At 49.6% G+C, this 15,435-nt stretch carries 13 protein-coding genes; 7 read left to right on the top strand and 6 right to left on the bottom strand.

The genetic code is table 11. The features are described 5' to 3' along the window. Nucleotides 1-31: 31 nt before the first annotated feature. From OCU49_RS22825 to OCU49_RS22805, 5 genes are read right to left on the bottom strand one after another with little or no spacing between them, the layout of a single operon-like run. Nucleotides 32-1,585, bottom strand: coding sequence for a sensor histidine kinase (locus OCU49_RS22825; protein WP_261842817.1), 1,554 nt, complete (start codon nucleotides 1,583-1,585; stop codon nucleotides 32-34). Then, on the bottom strand, nucleotides 1,582-2,295 hold the full coding sequence (locus OCU49_RS22820; RefSeq protein ID WP_261842816.1) for a winged helix-turn-helix domain-containing protein: 714 nt from the start codon (nucleotides 2,293-2,295) through the stop codon (nucleotides 1,582-1,584). The genes OCU49_RS22825 and OCU49_RS22820 overlap by 4 nt, the downstream gene beginning before the upstream one ends. A 44-nt stretch (nucleotides 2,296-2,339) precedes the next feature. After that, nucleotides 2,340-3,128: an enoyl-CoA hydratase-related protein gene (locus OCU49_RS22815; protein ID WP_261842815.1), complete on the bottom strand. Its 789-nt coding sequence runs from the start codon at nucleotides 3,126-3,128 to the stop codon at nucleotides 2,340-2,342. 13 nt (nucleotides 3,129-3,141) lie between these two features. Continuing rightward, nucleotides 3,142-4,476: an FNR domain-containing protein gene (locus tag OCU49_RS22810; protein WP_261842814.1), complete on the bottom strand. Its 1,335-nt coding sequence runs from the start codon at nucleotides 4,474-4,476 to the stop codon at nucleotides 3,142-3,144. Next, complete coding sequence (locus OCU49_RS22805; protein ID WP_261842813.1) at nucleotides 4,473-6,161, bottom strand: amino acid adenylation domain-containing protein; 1,689 nt, start codon at nucleotides 6,159-6,161, stop codon at nucleotides 4,473-4,475. The genes OCU49_RS22810 and OCU49_RS22805 overlap by 4 nt, the downstream gene beginning before the upstream one ends. Before the next feature lie 299 nt (nucleotides 6,162-6,460). On the opposite strand from OCU49_RS22805, the gene OCU49_RS22800 reads away from it, so the two are divergent. Next, nucleotides 6,461-8,374 (top strand): alkaline phosphatase D family protein, encoded by a 1,914-nt coding sequence (locus OCU49_RS22800; RefSeq protein ID WP_261842812.1) that lies wholly within the window; start codon nucleotides 6,461-6,463, stop codon nucleotides 8,372-8,374. A 24-nt stretch (nucleotides 8,375-8,398) separates the two neighbouring features. Here the strand turns inward: OCU49_RS22800 and OCU49_RS22795 are convergent, their stop codons facing one another. Continuing rightward, the gene (locus tag OCU49_RS22795; protein ID WP_261842811.1) at nucleotides 8,399-10,990 is read right to left on the bottom strand and encodes a bifunctional diguanylate cyclase/phosphodiesterase; all 2,592 of its coding nucleotides are present in this window, start codon (nucleotides 10,988-10,990) and stop codon (nucleotides 8,399-8,401) included. 514 nt (nucleotides 10,991-11,504) lie between these two features. Here OCU49_RS22795 and OCU49_RS22790 point away from each other — a divergent pair. The 6 genes from OCU49_RS22790 (at nucleotide 11,505) to OCU49_RS22765 (ending at nucleotide 15,384) form a co-directional block, all read left to right on the top strand. Further along, nucleotides 11,505-11,852 carry a hypothetical protein gene (locus OCU49_RS22790; protein WP_261842810.1) on the top strand — a complete coding sequence of 116 codons (348 nt, stop codon included), beginning with the start codon at nucleotides 11,505-11,507 and terminating at the stop codon, nucleotides 11,850-11,852. Nucleotides 11,853-12,215: 363 nt separating this feature from the next. Continuing rightward, nucleotides 12,216-12,494 (top strand): BufA1 family periplasmic bufferin-type metallophore, encoded by a 279-nt coding sequence (locus tag OCU49_RS22785; protein ID WP_261842809.1) that lies wholly within the window; start codon nucleotides 12,216-12,218, stop codon nucleotides 12,492-12,494. Nucleotides 12,495-12,631: 137 nt separating this feature from the next. Continuing rightward, nucleotides 12,632-13,471 (top strand): MbnB/TglH/ChrH family RiPP precursor modification enzyme, encoded by an 840-nt coding sequence (locus tag OCU49_RS22780; RefSeq protein ID WP_261842808.1) that lies wholly within the window; start codon nucleotides 12,632-12,634, stop codon nucleotides 13,469-13,471. Next, on the top strand, nucleotides 13,471-14,259 hold the full coding sequence (locus OCU49_RS22775) for an HvfC/BufC N-terminal domain-containing protein (protein ID WP_261842807.1): 789 nt from the start codon (nucleotides 13,471-13,473) through the stop codon (nucleotides 14,257-14,259). Before OCU49_RS22780 ends, OCU49_RS22775 begins: the two co-directional genes overlap by 1 nt. Next, nucleotides 14,252-14,740 (top strand): RNA polymerase sigma factor, encoded by a 489-nt coding sequence (locus OCU49_RS22770; RefSeq protein WP_261842806.1) that lies wholly within the window; start codon nucleotides 14,252-14,254, stop codon nucleotides 14,738-14,740. Before OCU49_RS22775 ends, OCU49_RS22770 begins: the two co-directional genes overlap by 8 nt. Beyond that, entirely contained in the window at nucleotides 14,737-15,384 is a 648-nt protein-coding gene (locus tag OCU49_RS22765) for a hypothetical protein (protein ID WP_261842805.1), read from the top strand. The genes OCU49_RS22770 and OCU49_RS22765 overlap by 4 nt, the downstream gene beginning before the upstream one ends. The last annotated feature ends 51 nt before the right edge of the window (nucleotides 15,385-15,435 follow it).

The raw sequence follows: 15,435 nt of genomic DNA, 5'->3' as shown, positions 1-15,435 counted from the left end.
GCCTGTAAGACCGAAGTGTTTTAAGGAAGTGTCAGGCGGCCGACTGGAGTGAAAAACGGAAACAACTGCCCTGGTTTAGCTGGCTTTGTACTTCTATTTCACTGCTGTGCAGTTCCAGAATACGTTTAACAATGGCCAGCCCAAGCCCGGTTGAACCGGTATTGGTGCTTTGTGCCTGTTGCTGAGTATAGAAGCGGTCGAAGATGTATGGCAGGTGTTCGGGGCTGATGCCCTGGCCGTTATCTATGATACTGATTTTAATGGCATCTTGTGAAAGAGTCGCGTCCGCTTCAATCTGCAGCCGGATTTCACCGCTCTCAGGTGTATAAGCGATAGCGTTACGTAACAGGTTTTCAAAAACACGTTGTATCAGGCTGATATCGGCATAAACAAACGCGCTGTTTTGCCGGTTCACCACCTCTATATGGATTTGCTTGGCTTCAGCTTGCAGTTTGAATTCCTGAATGGTGTCGAAAACCAGTTCCGCCAGTGAAAAACGTTCGCAGTCTGCGCTCATTTGTTTGGCTTCCAGCTTGGACAACTCAAATAAATCCTGGATTAGCTGCCCCAGTCGATGAGAGCTGTGCATTGCGGTGCGCAGGAAGTCTACCCGTTCAGTTTCACTGAGGCTGCTGTTCTTTATCAACAGCGTTTCCAGATACCCCTGAATGGTTGATAGCGGCGTCCGTAGGTCGTGCGACACGTTACTGATCAGTTCTCGGCGGGTCTGATCAGCTTCCCGGAGCATCTCAAACTGCATACTGATTTTTTCTGACATGCGCTCAAAAGTTTGTGCCAGCAAATCTATTTCATCTTTAGGCAAGGGGGCCTGTATCTGCTGTTGGTTAACAGGGCAATGGTCTAGGTTTTGTTCGCTGAAGCTATGCATGGCCAGGCTGAGCATGCCCAGACGGCGGACTAATAGCCGGAAGATCAGCCAGCCGGCAAGGATTGCCGCCAGCGTGATGACAGCGATAGCAACCAACACCATAGATCGGCTATAACTGTCCTGAATGCCATCTTCAATGTTGTCGTACAGTTGGCCACCGAGAATGACATACAGATATCCCTGTAACTGGTCGTCCTGACGAATTTCTGCGGCGGAGAATACTTTTTCAGCATTAAGGTGGCGGGGATCGGAGCCACGTAGCGGGTATTCTATGTCGCCGTTAATAAATGCTTTCACCGGCGCCAGCGGAATACTACGGCGTGCCAGGTTATCATCCTGCAGGGCATGGGCGAGAATATTGCCCTGAGGGTCGAGTAAATAGACTTCAGCCAGAGGATTGATCACCATTGCCTGCTGGGCGAGCGCTTCTATAGCATCCACCTGAACGCGGGCAGTATCGCCGTTTTGGGTGATCAGGCTGTAAGTATCGGTTACGTACATAGCGATACTGAAATTCAGTTTTTGCGTCAGTTCTTCGTAGTAAGCACGCATCCAGTTCTGGCTAACCAGCATGACAGCTACGCCCACGGCAATAACGATAAACATCAGCGCCAGCGATAACCGGGTATTCAGGGTGCCAACCAGACCTTTTTGTATACTTTCAGCCGACGTATCAATAGCGCGCTTAGGGTTCACAGGCTGAGTCTCTCTGTATCCAGCTTGTAGCCGACTCCCCAGACGGTCACGATAATTTCCGGGTTATTTGAGTCTGCTTCAATTTTTGCCCGTAACCGATTGATATGAGAGTTGACGGTGTGTTCGTAGCCTGCGTGGCCATAGCCCCAAACATTATCGAGTAACTCAGAACGGCGAAAAACTCTGCCGGGCTGGCTGGCGAAATAGTGCAGCAAATCAAACTCACGGGCGGTCAGGTCGATGATTTTTCCGGCCAGTTTTACTTCATGGAGCTTTTCATCAATTGATAACCTACCCAGTTTAAGGGTGGCCTGCTGTTTAGGATTAGCGTTCTGTATGGCGCTGACCCGACGAAACATCGCTTTGATGCGGGCAATCATTTCCATAACGCTGAAAGGTTTGGTGATGTAATCATCTGCGCCCAGATCCAGTCCCAGCACTCGGTCCAGTTCGCTGGAGCGACAAGTGAGTAACAGTATGGGGACATAATTCTGGTTGCGTCTTACGCTGCGGCAAATCTCCAGACCGGAAGGGCCGGGTAGCTGTATATCCAGAATCAGCAAATCCCAGTTCATGCTGCAGGCCATACGCATACCGCTATGGCCGTCGCTGACTCGGGTAATTTCTGCACCGAGGTCTGACAAGTGCAGTTGCAGCAGGTCGGCTATTTCGTCCTGATCTTCGACGATAAGTATTTTCTTATTTTCCATGGGTAAATCCTGTCTCACGGCGACATCCTGTAAATGGCCGGCATTCACCGCTGGAATACCGGAGGGCGTTTTTCCATAAACGCCTGCATACCTTCGATCTGATCATCACTGCCGTAGAGCGCATAATAACTGCGCCGTTCAAACAATACGCCGTTGTGTAAGCTTGTCTGCTCTGACTGTTTGACCATTTCCTTAGCTGTCATGGTCACGGCTTTGCTGTAACTGGCAATTTGCTGCGCAGCTTCCAGCGCGGTACTGAACAGCATATCCAGTGGCACAACCCTGGCGGCCAGCCCAGCCCGCTCGGCTTCATCTGCGTGCATCATCCGACCGGTCAGAATCATGTCCATTGCCCGGGATTTGCCAATTAGCTTAGTCAGCCGCTGCGAGCCTCCCATGCCGGGTGTTACACCAATTTTGACTTCCGGCTGCCCGAAGCGGGCATTATCGGCCGCAAAGATGATGTCGCACATCATGGCCAGTTCGCAGCCGCCGCCAAGCGCATAGCCTGATACTGCAGCGATAATCGGAGTTCTTAGAGCGGCAAACTGGTCCCAAGGTTCAAAGAAACCTTGCTGAAACATATTTAAATGTTTCTGTACTGCTAATTCTTCGATGTCGGCACCGGCGGCGAAAGCCCGGTCAGTACCTGTCAGCACCATACAGCCAGTGTTTGGATCCGCGTCCAGTTCCTGGCAGGTTGCAACTAATAGCTGCATCAACTGGTTATTCAGGGCATTAAGAACCGCAGGACGATTAAGCCGCAGGACGACTATCTTGCCATGCCGTTCTGTTAATAGCGGACTCTCGCTGTTAGGTATCATCTCCAACATTTCATACTCCTTATCATGAATCCCAGATGGCGCCATAAGCAGGAATACCACGGCTCTCCATGCCATAGACCACTTGCCAGGTGAGCTTTTCGTTTGAAATACAGATAACCGCTTCTGCGTCGTAAGTCTGGCAGGCTTCATAGGCGAGCTTCACCAGATCCGGTTTACCATCCGCGTCGGTATCCCAGATATGTGCATCCGGCTGAGCTTCGAGAATTTCATCTACCAGTGCATCACCATAAGTTTTGCGTGGATCCCGGGTAGACCAGACCAGATGGATAGGCACTTCCTGTGCAAGCAAGTGGGGCAAAACCGGACCAATGCCGCTACCAGTGGCGATATAAACGACTTTTTTGAACAGCACTTCAATGTAGGCAACACCTGCCTGAGGGATACCTTTTACCCATACATGGCTGGGTTTTTGTTCGATGAAGTTGCCGGTCCAGTCGCCGGCACGGGAGATAACCAGACGGAAGCCGTCTTTGTCAGGTGATGGCGCATTTGCAAAGTGATGCCATTCCATTAACGGGTTCAGACTGATGGCGGTAGAAGACCCTGCAAAAGGTGTGACACCATGATCAAAAGTGGCAACAGCAACATGGCTGGAAGGGGTTTCAACCTGTATAGGCACCCGGCGCAGGCGCAACCATGGCAGAATAATACTGGCGGTAAGCAGGCACAGAATCCAGAAGCTGGTGGCGCCGGTTAAAGCTTCACTCAGGCTTTGTGCGCCTCGCTGGTCATCGATGAATGAGATCGTTAGCGCCCAAAACAATACCAGTGATAGCCAGCCGCCAAAGCGATGGGTTCGCTCGAAGCTGTCATGATATTTAGCGCGGATGTTCTTTTGCGCCATCACTACGATCAGAACCAGCAAGATCAGTAAACCATAAATAATACCCAGGCTGGTGGCGGAGATACCCGGCAGATTCTGGTGGAACTGATAACTGGCACTGCCGGCAAATACGAAGAACCATAATGTACCGGCCAGTGCGCCGCCCTTGTGCAAACCACCGTAGTGGTAAACTTTGCCCAGTGTCCAGCGGATAGACAACGGCCAACTGGTGGGAGCCCGGGTGAACAGCCAGAACAGACAATTAATGACATATTGCTGACGTACCAGAATCGCCAGACCCAAATTAAACAGGGTCAGATCGGCCAGCATTTGCAGCGCAATGCCTCCGGCAGACCACCATTCCTGAGTAAAACCGTAGCCTAATGCGGCGGCGTTAAGCAGAAAAACCAGTGTGATCAGCCGGTTATAGTGCATGTAACGGGGTTTTTTTATTGTGCTGCGTAAGCCCTGACGGGGAGCGGGCAGATCAATATGCATGTTCTGGCTGGTCATGCGGTTGCTCCTGATGATTCTAGGTGACGGTGGTGTTCAGCGGCGCTGTTTGCCAAAGCGCGTTTATCGACTTTGCCGCGAATGGTTTTCGGCAGTTCGTCTATAGGTAAGATAAACAGGGGTTCACAGTAGTAAGGCAGGGCGTCCAGCACATGCTGGCGGGCTGTTTCCAGATCAACGTCTGCAGGCGAAACAAAGGCTGCCAGGTGGCGGTTATTGAGCTTCAATGCGACGGCATGGCTACAGTTATTGGTACGCTCCAACACAGCTGAAACCGCATCGAGTTCCACTCGAAAGCCACGGATTTTTACCTGGTCATCGACCCGGCCAAAGTGTTCCAGTGTGCCTCCGGCAGTCCAGCGGCCCAGATCACGGGTGCGAAACATTTTATGACCTGAGCCCAGAAACGGGTCATCCCGATAGCGTTCAGCAGTCAGATCCGGATTGTTGATATAGCCTTTGGATACACATACACCACCGGCCCACATTTCTCCTGTTTCGCCTATTTGGCAGGGCTCCAGATTTTCATTGAGAACATAGACGGTGTTGTTTGGTGTTGGCCGGCCAATACTGAGAACAGGATCTTCAGGGCGGTAAATTTCCGCGGTGTTGATAATGGTTGTTTCGGTAGGGCCACAGGAATTATAGAAGTCACTGAAGGCTCCCCAGTTATCAGCAAGTGGCTGAGGACAGGGTTCGCCGGCGACGGCAACAGCACGTACTTGCTGGCAACGGCTGGCATCTAATGTTGCCAGAATACTGGGCGTTGCGATAAGAACATCTGCCTGCTCAGCAGTTGCCTGAAAATCTTTATTACGAATCAGCAAAGTGCCGCCATTACTCAGGCAGCCAAGAATTTCCCAGGCGGCCATATCAAAGGCGATATTGAGCTGCTGGGCAACATTGTCGCCGGGGCTAATTCCCATATTGCCCGGCGAGGTCAGCAGGATATTCACCAGATTAGCATGGGTTACCTGGACACCATTGGCTTTACCTGTGGTGCCTGATGTGAAGATCACTACTGCCGTGTCGTCCGGGTGCGCAGCCCGAAAGAAGCGCTGTTCGATATTGATTCCGGCAGGTTGCTCAAGAAAACTGTCGATGGCGATTATCTTCTGTGCTCCGTCACCACTTACTACCGGCTCGTACTGGCGGGTTGTCAGGATAATGCTGGCTGCGACCGTCTGGACGATATGGCTGCGCTGCTGTGATGGGCACAACTGCATATCCTGGGGGACGTAATTGGCGCCCAGTTTAAGGCAGGCGAATATACCCACCACCATTTCTATGCCTCTGCGGACAAACAGACAGACGCTGTCACCACGGGTAACTTCGTTGCGTTGCAGGTGGGCTGCCAGCGCATTAGTCTGATCATTAAGCCGTTTATAACTGATTTCACGGCCATCTGCTTCGCGAATCGCGCAGCTGTTCGGCTGGTGTTCGGCAAAATATTCGAAGCCCTGATGAATCAACGGAAAGTCTGGGGTGAGGGATGGCCCTGTACCGAATTGGCAAAATTGCTGTTGTTGTTTTGCAGGTAAAGCGCCGAGTGCCGGATGGTCTGCAGGAATCCGGTACGCAGCATGAGAAGAATCTGTCTGTGTTGAGTCTCGGTGTGCGGTGTTCTGTGTTGCTTCCGGCTGGCGCAGTATTTGTCCGCCTGCGCCTGTTGTTTGCAGTGTCATAACATCACCTCATGGGAAGCCTCTGCTGATCAGAAATACCGGGCAGGCTTTAGTCTCAGCAGGAGCATCAATGTATTATTAGTGAGGGATATTTTTGCAGGCAGTTATCACAAAACTATCCGTTTGGGATAACAAAATCATGGTATTTTGGACCGGCTTTGGGACAGATTTCTAACAGCTGTTTGAATGCGTTATGCTGAGGAAACTGTTGAAAATCAACGCTCGTGCATTTTGTGGCGGTTTTAATCACCCGCCGTGTATGGTTAAGTTATGTTTGAACATCGCCAGATAGTGAATCTATGACAGCAACTGCTTTGCCACTTGTACTTTGTGGCCCGATTTTACGTCGGTTAACGCCTGAGAAACTGACGCTTTGGTTAGCGGCCTCACAACCACTTGATAGCCAGTTACAACTATTTATTGGCGATCAGCTGCATCAGGAAATTGATGCCAGCCTGCATTGCCGTTGCTGGCCAGCCGGCGAGCAATTATTTTTTTATCTGTTTGATATCCCGTTGCAGCAAGCATTACCGCAAGACAGTTTTATTGGCTACGACCTGCGTTTACGGCCGAAAGCAGATGATACCTGGCAATCCGTGACTGAATGGGCAAATGATATCTGTTATCCGGGGCAGCCACGGCCGGGCTTCGTATTACGTTCCAGACTGGACCGGGTGTTACACGGATCATGCCGTAAGCCGCATCATGACAGCAGCGACGGGTTGCTATTTGCGGACGCTAAACTGCAACAGCATTTTATCGATCCGCAACACTGGCCTTCTGTACTGATGATGTCCGGTGATCAGGTCTATGTGGATGATGTCGGCGGGCCGATGCTGGTGGCCATCCACGGATTACTTGCTGAGCTTGGGTTGCCGGCAGAGCATATAGCGGATGTGCAGCATACTGAAGCTAAGCTGCATAATCAGGATGCGCACTATTATCAGCGTGATACGTTGTTACCGACCGAGCAGCAAAGCGGGCTTCAGGATGTGTTATTCCGCAGCGTTGAGAAACCGGTATTTACCTCTGACCATGCCCATAATCATTTGATTACAATTGGTGAAGTATTGGCGATGTATCTGCTGGTATGGTCGCCGGCTGCCTGGGATCGACTGTCGCTGCAGGCACCGCCAGCGCTGGATGAAGGCCAGCAAAAATTGTATGGCGAAGAGCGGCATGTGCTGGATCAGTTTATGGCCGGTTTACCCCGGGTTCGCCGGGTCATGGCGCACTTACCGGTGGCAATGATTTTTGATGATCATGATATTACTGATGACTGGAATCTTACTGCTGGCTGGGAGCAAACCGCATACTCGAATCCATTCTCTAAGCGGGTAATTGGTAATGCATTGCTGGGGTATCTGATTTGTCAGGGCTGGGGTAATGCGCCAGAGCAGTTTTCTCCTGAGCTACTGGACCAGGTGACCACAGGGTTACAGCAGCCTGGCAGCGAACAATATGAAGCCTTGCTGGATGAGCTGTTGAAGTTTCCCCGCTGGCATTATCACTGGGATTATCATACGCCTCTGGTGGTGCTGGATACCCGTACCCATCGCTGGCGTTCTGAGCTGGATCTGAACTGGCCATCCGGTTTGATGGACTGGGAAGCGCTAACCGATTTACAGAGTGATATTCTCGGTCATGAATCTGTAATCATTGTCTCACCGGCACCTGTTTTTGGTGTCAAACTGATTGAAACGGTACAGCGTATTTTTACCTGGGTGGGTAAGCCCTTACTGGTGGATGCAGAAAATTGGATGGCGCATTCTGGCTCGGCACATGCATTGCTAAATATGTTCCGACACCCACGTACACCGAAGAATTTTGTGATCCTTTCCGGCGATGTGCATTACTCTTTTGCATACGATATCCAGCTGCGGGGCAGGCGCGGTGGACCAGAAATATGGCAGATAACCAGTAGTGGAATTCGTAATGAATTCCCGGAAAAATTACTGTCTGCCTTTGACCGCCTGAATCGTTGGTTATATGCACCACTATCACCTTTGAACTGGTTTACCAAGCGGCGGGGTATGAAAATCATCCCTTATAAACCGGCGAATGCCCGCAGTGGTGAGCGCCTGCTAAATGCCTCGGGTATAGGTTGGCTGGAGTTAGACGCAGAAGGTGCTCCCGTTACTATTCAGCAGCTTACCGGTGATGAACGCAGCGTTGAATTTTTGCTACATGAGGATGAAGCTCACTGGGAATAATCAACGCTGATCATGCCTGCATGGTTAGCCCATGCGGGTGATACGGTCTGCATTCTTACCGTCGCGCATGGCATATTCCAGAAAGTCAGCCGGTGCCAGTGCCGGACTGAAGATAAACCCCTGAATCAGAGGACACTGTTCGTCGCGCAGCACATTTAATTGCAGATCATCTTCCACGCCTTCGGCGATTACTTCCAGTTTCAGACTTTTACCCAGGGTCAGAATTGCCCGGGTGATTGCCAGATCATTGACGTCATTACTTATATGGTCAATGAAACTGCGGTCAATTTTGATCTTGTTCAGAGGTAACTGTTTCAGATAGGAAAGTGATGAGTAGCCAGTGCCAAAGTCGTCCAGTGCCAGCCGTATGCCCATGTTATACAACCGGGCGAGTTTTTCAGGGGTTTCAAGCAATGCACTTTCGGTGACTTCCAGTTCCAGTGCTTCTGGCGGGCAGCCTGTTTCGGACAAACAACTAACGATATGTTCTACAAACTCAGGGTCTTGTAACTGGTGACAGGAAATATTTACGGCAATAGCTCTAAGACTCAGCCCCTGACCCCGCCAGTTGACCCACTGCTCGCAAGCTTGCCTGATAACCCAGCGTCCAATTGGATTGATTAATCCGCTGGATTCCGCATAGGGAATAAATTCAGCAGGGCTGATCCATCCCTGTTCTCTGGGCCAGCGAAGCAATGCTTCGCAGCTGACAGTAAGGTTACGTTTAACGCATACCTGTGGTTGGTAATGCAGCTGAAACTCCTGATTATCAATTGCCCGGCGCAGGTTATCGACCATGTTAACCCTGTGCTGCAAATTCGCTGTCAGATGGCTGTCGTAGAAAGCAAAGGCATTTTTACCGTTATGTTTTGCCTGATACATGGCTGCATCAGCATTGCGTAACAATAATTCAGAGGTGTGCCCGTGGTCCGGATATATAGCAATACCGATACTGGCGCCGGCAAAAATCTGCTGTTCGCTGATAGTGAAAGGGCTGGAAAAGCATTCCAGTAGTTTTTCAGCGATGATCACAGCATCATCCTGACTGGGCATGAAGCCGGTAACAATTGTAAATTCATCGCCACCTAAACGGGCCAGATGATCTTCTTCACGCAATGTGCTTTGCAGGCGTTCAGCAACCTGTCGTAACAGCTGGTCACCGGCACTGTGGCCAAGCGTGTCGTTAACTTCTTTGAAGTTATCCAGATCGATAAAAAATAGTGCCAGTAAGGCGTTATGTTCTTCTACCCGATGCAGCATTGCTTCCAGATAATCATTCCCCATAAGACGGTTAGGCAGGTCTGTTAGGGCGTCGTGCTGTGCAGTATGGCGCAGCACGTTGGTTTGCCTGTTAAGGCGGTCGACCATACGGTTAACGCTGCCAGCAAGGCGTTTGAATTCAGTAAAAAAGATGCTGTCTTTATTCAGGTGGATGCCATTCTCAATTGCGTCGTTAAAGGCATGCTGAAACAGCATTAAATTATGTTGTAAGCGACGGCTGAAGAAGTAAGCGGACAGCAGAATTAGCAGTGTAGCAGTGAGTAAAATGAGAATGGCTGTACGCACCCGGGTATTTACCTTACTGGCGAATTCAGCGCTGCGCAGGGCTATTTCAGCATCAATAGTGTCCAGGTACGCACCGGTACCTATGTACACCTGCCATTCATCAATACCTACCATGAAGGCAATTTTCTCTGCCACATCTCCGTTTGGTTTTGGCCAGGGGTAGTAATAGAAATCTCCCTGAGGACTCTGATTAACCAGCTTGACTGAATCCTGGACGACTTTTTGACCATTTGGAGAAGTTAGATTCCATATATTGGTATCTCCGCCGAAATATTTTCCCTGCGAGGCAAACAGGTTGCCGGTATAAGACACGACAAAAAAGTAATCAGGCTCCATTTTGGAGGTAGGTGTAGTGGCAATATCCTGCATAATACGGCTGCGGTTGCGGGTTTCAAAATCTACCAGATAATCACCACTGCCGATGATCCAGTCATAGGGTTCAAAGCGCTTTACGAAGCTGTATTTGCGTTCCAGTTTGGTGTCGTCATCCGGTCTGTACCAGTCGTACTGGACATAGCCCTCATCCTGAGTAGTTACCAACTGCAGAGCTTTCTGAGTTACTTCGTGCTTTTCCTGATGGTTCTGACCAGCTTGTATGGTTTTACCCTCAATGCCAGGGGCTGGTGGATACAGAACCGGTGTGTTGTTCAGTGAGTCGATAAAATAATAACTGCGGGAACTTGAAAAGTGGCTATAACGAAGAGCATCAATGATACGTTGCTTAATATTAAAGTCTGGCAAGCGTTTGTCATATTGGCGGTGGATGCCTGTTGCTACACTATGCGCCTGATATACATGATTTTTTAGCTGGCGGCGCATTTCTGTACTGGCCAGATCCTGTTGCTGGCGTACAAATTCGCGTATGCGTAATACGTCTTTACGTAAAATCTGCTTTTGTTCTTCCAGATAGTTTTTAGCAAAGCGCTGATTGGTATCTTCCAGATCACGGTATTCGCTGTCGATCCATAAATAACCAATCACCAGGGTTGTTATGAAAATAACGCTCCCGACTTTGATCATTAATGAGTTAACAACGCTGCTACTGGCCACAGATTCCGGTCCTGTTTATTTCCTTAGAGATTTTTTAGGGCCTCATGTACCACGACTGCTGGCTGTGCACGTTATTGGCGTTATTCTGTTAACTGTAGATTATTTCTGCCTCATAAAGCCTGGGCAATACGCTGAGGCTTGTCTCTTTATGTCCACTTTCATACAAGCCTAGCTGAATTTTTGAGGTTAGGTAGCTGATTTATACTAGAAAAAATACCGGAAAATTCTTGGGATCAGTTTAACTATTTTGGTGAGTTGAAGTGCGCCAGTTCGCGCTGGAAAATTGGTTTGTGCCGGTGAGTATAGGAAGTAAGAATAGACGTTAAGAAAAACTGAGTGCATCGGAATAAGCCATACATAGCGATGATGTGAAGCGAAAGGCGGACATAAAGAACATAAAGCCTCTATCAGTGATGCTTTAATTTTGCACTGCTTTTGCTTTTCTGGTCAGCCTGATGGACAATTTTCCAATTGCTATCTGATGATTGCGTCTCACTGACCCGGAAATTTTGTTATGCGCATTTTAATATTGCTGTTTGTTTCACTCCTGGCATTACCCGCCTATGCGGTTGATGTGTGTGACTGTAAAGGTAGCAAAAAGCCTGGTGGTGTCTGTTACTCCGGAGTGGGCGGCCCTGCCTATGCTGGTGTGGGTGGTCCTGCTTATGCAGGCGTAGATGGCCCTTGTTACGCCGGTGTTGGTGGTCCAAGATATGCTGGTGTAGGTGGTAAGCGCTATGCAGGGAAAGGTGGGCCGCTGTATAAGGGGGTTGGCGGTGCCTGTTATGCAGGCATAGGTGGCCCGTGCCAGCGAAGCCATCTTAAATATCTGGAACGTTGTCCTGAAGTTTGTCGCGAATAGCGTCGGGAAGTGCTTTATTAGTCCTTCTGTCTCTTGTTTCCCTCTGATAAGCCAGTTTTTTAGTTAACCGGTTATCTTTCGCTTGCATAACTTAGCGGCTTAGATAGGCCGTTGCTGCAGGCTATCTGCTTCTGCTGTGTAAGTTGTTTTGCCTTCCTGAGCATATTTCTGAACATTAAATCCGATTTTTTTTAAATTCTTTGCAATCAAACCTGACGCTACTTCGTTATCCCTTATGAGTCTCAACAAAAATGACTCGTACGACCTGCCTCGCAGGCCCGCAGATGTTAAGGGGAATAACAGTTCTGTTTGCGGGTTTGGTGACCAGTCAGGACATTAAAATAAAATTTGAGGATATCGATCATGTCTAAATCAACATTTGCACTGAAAACAGCGATTGCCGGTATTGCCCTTGCAGGTGCTTCTGCAGCGATGGCTGTACCAGATCAGCCAGCTGCCTGGGAAAAGTGCACCGGTGTAGCAATGGCTGGTAAGAATGACTGTGGCGCTCTGGACGGCAAGCACGGTTGTGCAGGTCAGTCTACTGTAGATCGCGCTGCTAACGAGTGGGTATACGTACCTCAGGGTACCTGTGCCAAGATTGGTGGTGATGTCGCTAAGGTTAAGCCAGCAAAGGCATAACTGTTGTTCTCGTCTGGAAGGCTGGCGGAGCGAGGCTGCCAGCCTTTCAGGTGAGCACTTAGAAACATGACTATGCTGTCCTAAGCGCTTGCAGCGTCGATCGCTTCAGAGAGCATATACATATTAAGGAGTCCGGATTGGATAGCAGAGCAATTGGTTCGTTACCTGCCCGTGCAGGGATAGGCTTGCGTTGGCCGCATATTGATCAGTTACTGGCTGAGCAGCCTGATGTGGCCTGGCTTGAGCTGCTGGCAGATAACCATTTGCATACCGGCAATCTGGATTACCACCGGATGATGGCGCTGGCTGAACGTTACCCTGTTGCTTTACATTGTGTATCAATGAATCTGGCGGGTAATGATCCGCTGGACTTTGCCTATCTGGACCGTATTAAACGCCTTGCAAAAGATACCGGCGCGGCCTGGATTTCTGATCATGCCTGTTTCTGCAGCCATGGTAATGCGCATAGCCATGACCTACTGCCACTGCCGATGACAGAAGCTTACGCAGAACATTTAGCAGGCCGCATTCGCCAGGTACAGGACTATCTGGAACAGCGCATTCTGTTAGAAAATCTGTCAACTTATTTACGTCCTCCGGTCACGGGATTACCGGAAGGCCAGTTTTTGGCACTGGTAGCAGACCTGGCTGACTGTGATCTGCTATTGGATGTGAATAACTTCCAGGTGAACAGTATCAACTTTGGCGATGATCCTAGTGAGCAGATCAGCTATTTGCCTGCAGATAGGATTCGGCAGATGCACTTAGGGGGCTATCAGAAAACTGAGTGGGGCGCGCTGGATACCCATGGTAAGGAAATCTGGCCGGATGTCTGGGCATTATTTGAAGAAACCATAGCAAGGTTTGGACCACGGCCAACACTGATTGAGTGGGATAATAATATTCCTGAGTTGTCGCGGTTGCTGGAAGAAGCCGGCCGGGCAGATCAGATTCTGATGCGGCGGGAGGTTGCTTAGTGACCGTACATAAGTTGGCAAATAACGAGGCTTTTTTACCTCAGCACTGGCCACAATTACTGACGGATGCTTTACAGCTGAAAGCCGATACCCGTCATTGGCAGGCTGCCGGTAATGCTTCGCCTGAATCTGTTCTGGAAGCATACCGGAACAACACCTCTGAAGGCCGTATACGCGCTTTACAGGTAACATTCCCGGTAGTCGAGCAATTACTGGGCGATGCAGCATTCAGCGCTTATGCAAGTGACTATGTGTTACATCATCCGGCTTTTGCAGCTGATCTGGATGAGTTTGGCGAGGATTTTTCGGAGTACCTACAAAGGTGTCAGCCTTTACATGATGTACCTTATGTAGCGGAAATGGCTGCTTTTGAATGGCATGTTCAGGCAGCCCGTTTTGCCTGTTTACAGTCGGCACTTAGCAACGAGCAACTGACACAAATAGATGAACGGAGTCTTGAACGTTTACGGGTTAGTACGCCGGTTAGCTTACAGCGTGTTATCTGCGAGCATAATGTTCATGAGCTGTGGTTGTGGCACCGTGCCCCGGCAGAAGAATTCCAGTTAAAAACCGGTGGTTTTAACCTGATCATCAATATGCAGCTTTCGCCTCAACAAGGCTGGCATATTGCGGCGACGTCTGTGAGTACAGAGGAGGCCGGTTTGCTTAGTCGAGCTAATCATATATTACTGACAGATTTGGTTGCCGAATTTGCTGAAAGAGGTATGGATGTGAGCGAAAGTCTACAGCGCTGGTTAGTCCGGCAATGGCTGGTGGCGCATGATTGATCAGGCGCAGCTGAATCGTTTGCACCGGTATGCAGTATCTTTGTGTCGCAATGCGGATGATGCCTTCGACCTGGTACAGACAGCTTTAGCTGGCTTTCTGGAACCGCCGATAAAGCAGGTTACAGATCCAATTCCATATTTATTCACCAGCATTCGTAATCGTTATATCGATACTTATCGGCGAGATCAGAGGGTTCAGAATACGTCTTTGCAGGATGAGCACCGTGAAGCGGCTGATTATGACTTGCAGGTACTGGAAACGGTGATGGTTAATGAGCGTCAGGTGAATTACCTAATGACGATGCTGGATGATCAGGAACGCGAAATGTTGTTCCTCTGGGCTGTTGAAGGTTATACCACTCAGGAAGTTGCAAATTTAATGGCGTTACCTAAAGGCACAGTATTATCCAAAATTCACCGTTTACGTCAGCGATTACATCAGAGTAAGGCCCGGGAGAACAACTGCGGGGTAAGCTTATGACACAGCAGAAAGACAAACCATTAAAGCAGATGGTACATGATTATTATCAGAGCATTGAGTTAACGCCTGAACAATTGAAAAGCTTGCAGGCGATGCAGGTTGCTGCGCAGCCCGGCGTAGAAAATACCTGGGCGGGTCGTCAGCACATAAAACAGTATGGTGGCTGGCTGTTTGGTTGCTGTGCACTGTTATTGCTTTGTGTGCAGCTGTGGTGGCCAAGTATTGCCAGTGGACCTTATCCAAAAGCACACGAAATTGCTGCTGAAGTGGCTTATAACCACTTTAACCGTCGCCCACTGGAAACTCAGGGCAGCAGCTTTCCTAAGCTGAGCAGCTATTTTACGCAACTGCAGTTTAAACCGATGTTATCGGGTTTGTTGGGTGGAGAAATATTTCAGGGCGCGCGTTACTGTTCGCTGAGCAGTATTCGTGCGGCGCAATTCAGGGTCGCCGATGTAAATGGTGATGAGCAGACCTGGTATCAGGTGGATTATCAGCCAGAAGTGTTTGGCCCATTACCTGATATAGGTGTGGGTGAAGCCCCTGTAATTGCATACGGAAAAGGTTTACCGGTCAAAATCTGGGTTGAAAAAGGCATGCTGTTTGCCCTGACACAAAACCCGGACGACCACCAAGAACCCTGACGGGGTCCCCGGTGTGGTGGCAAATGCTGTCCGCCCATCGGGGATTGTTTT

The organism is Aliamphritea ceti (genome assembly GCF_024347215.1).
In the GTDB taxonomy this organism is placed as follows: Bacteria; Pseudomonadota; Gammaproteobacteria; order Pseudomonadales; family Balneatricaceae; genus Amphritea; species Amphritea ceti.
Note: the sequence above shows the minus strand (reverse complement) of the source record. Positions and strands in the feature narration are given on the sequence as shown.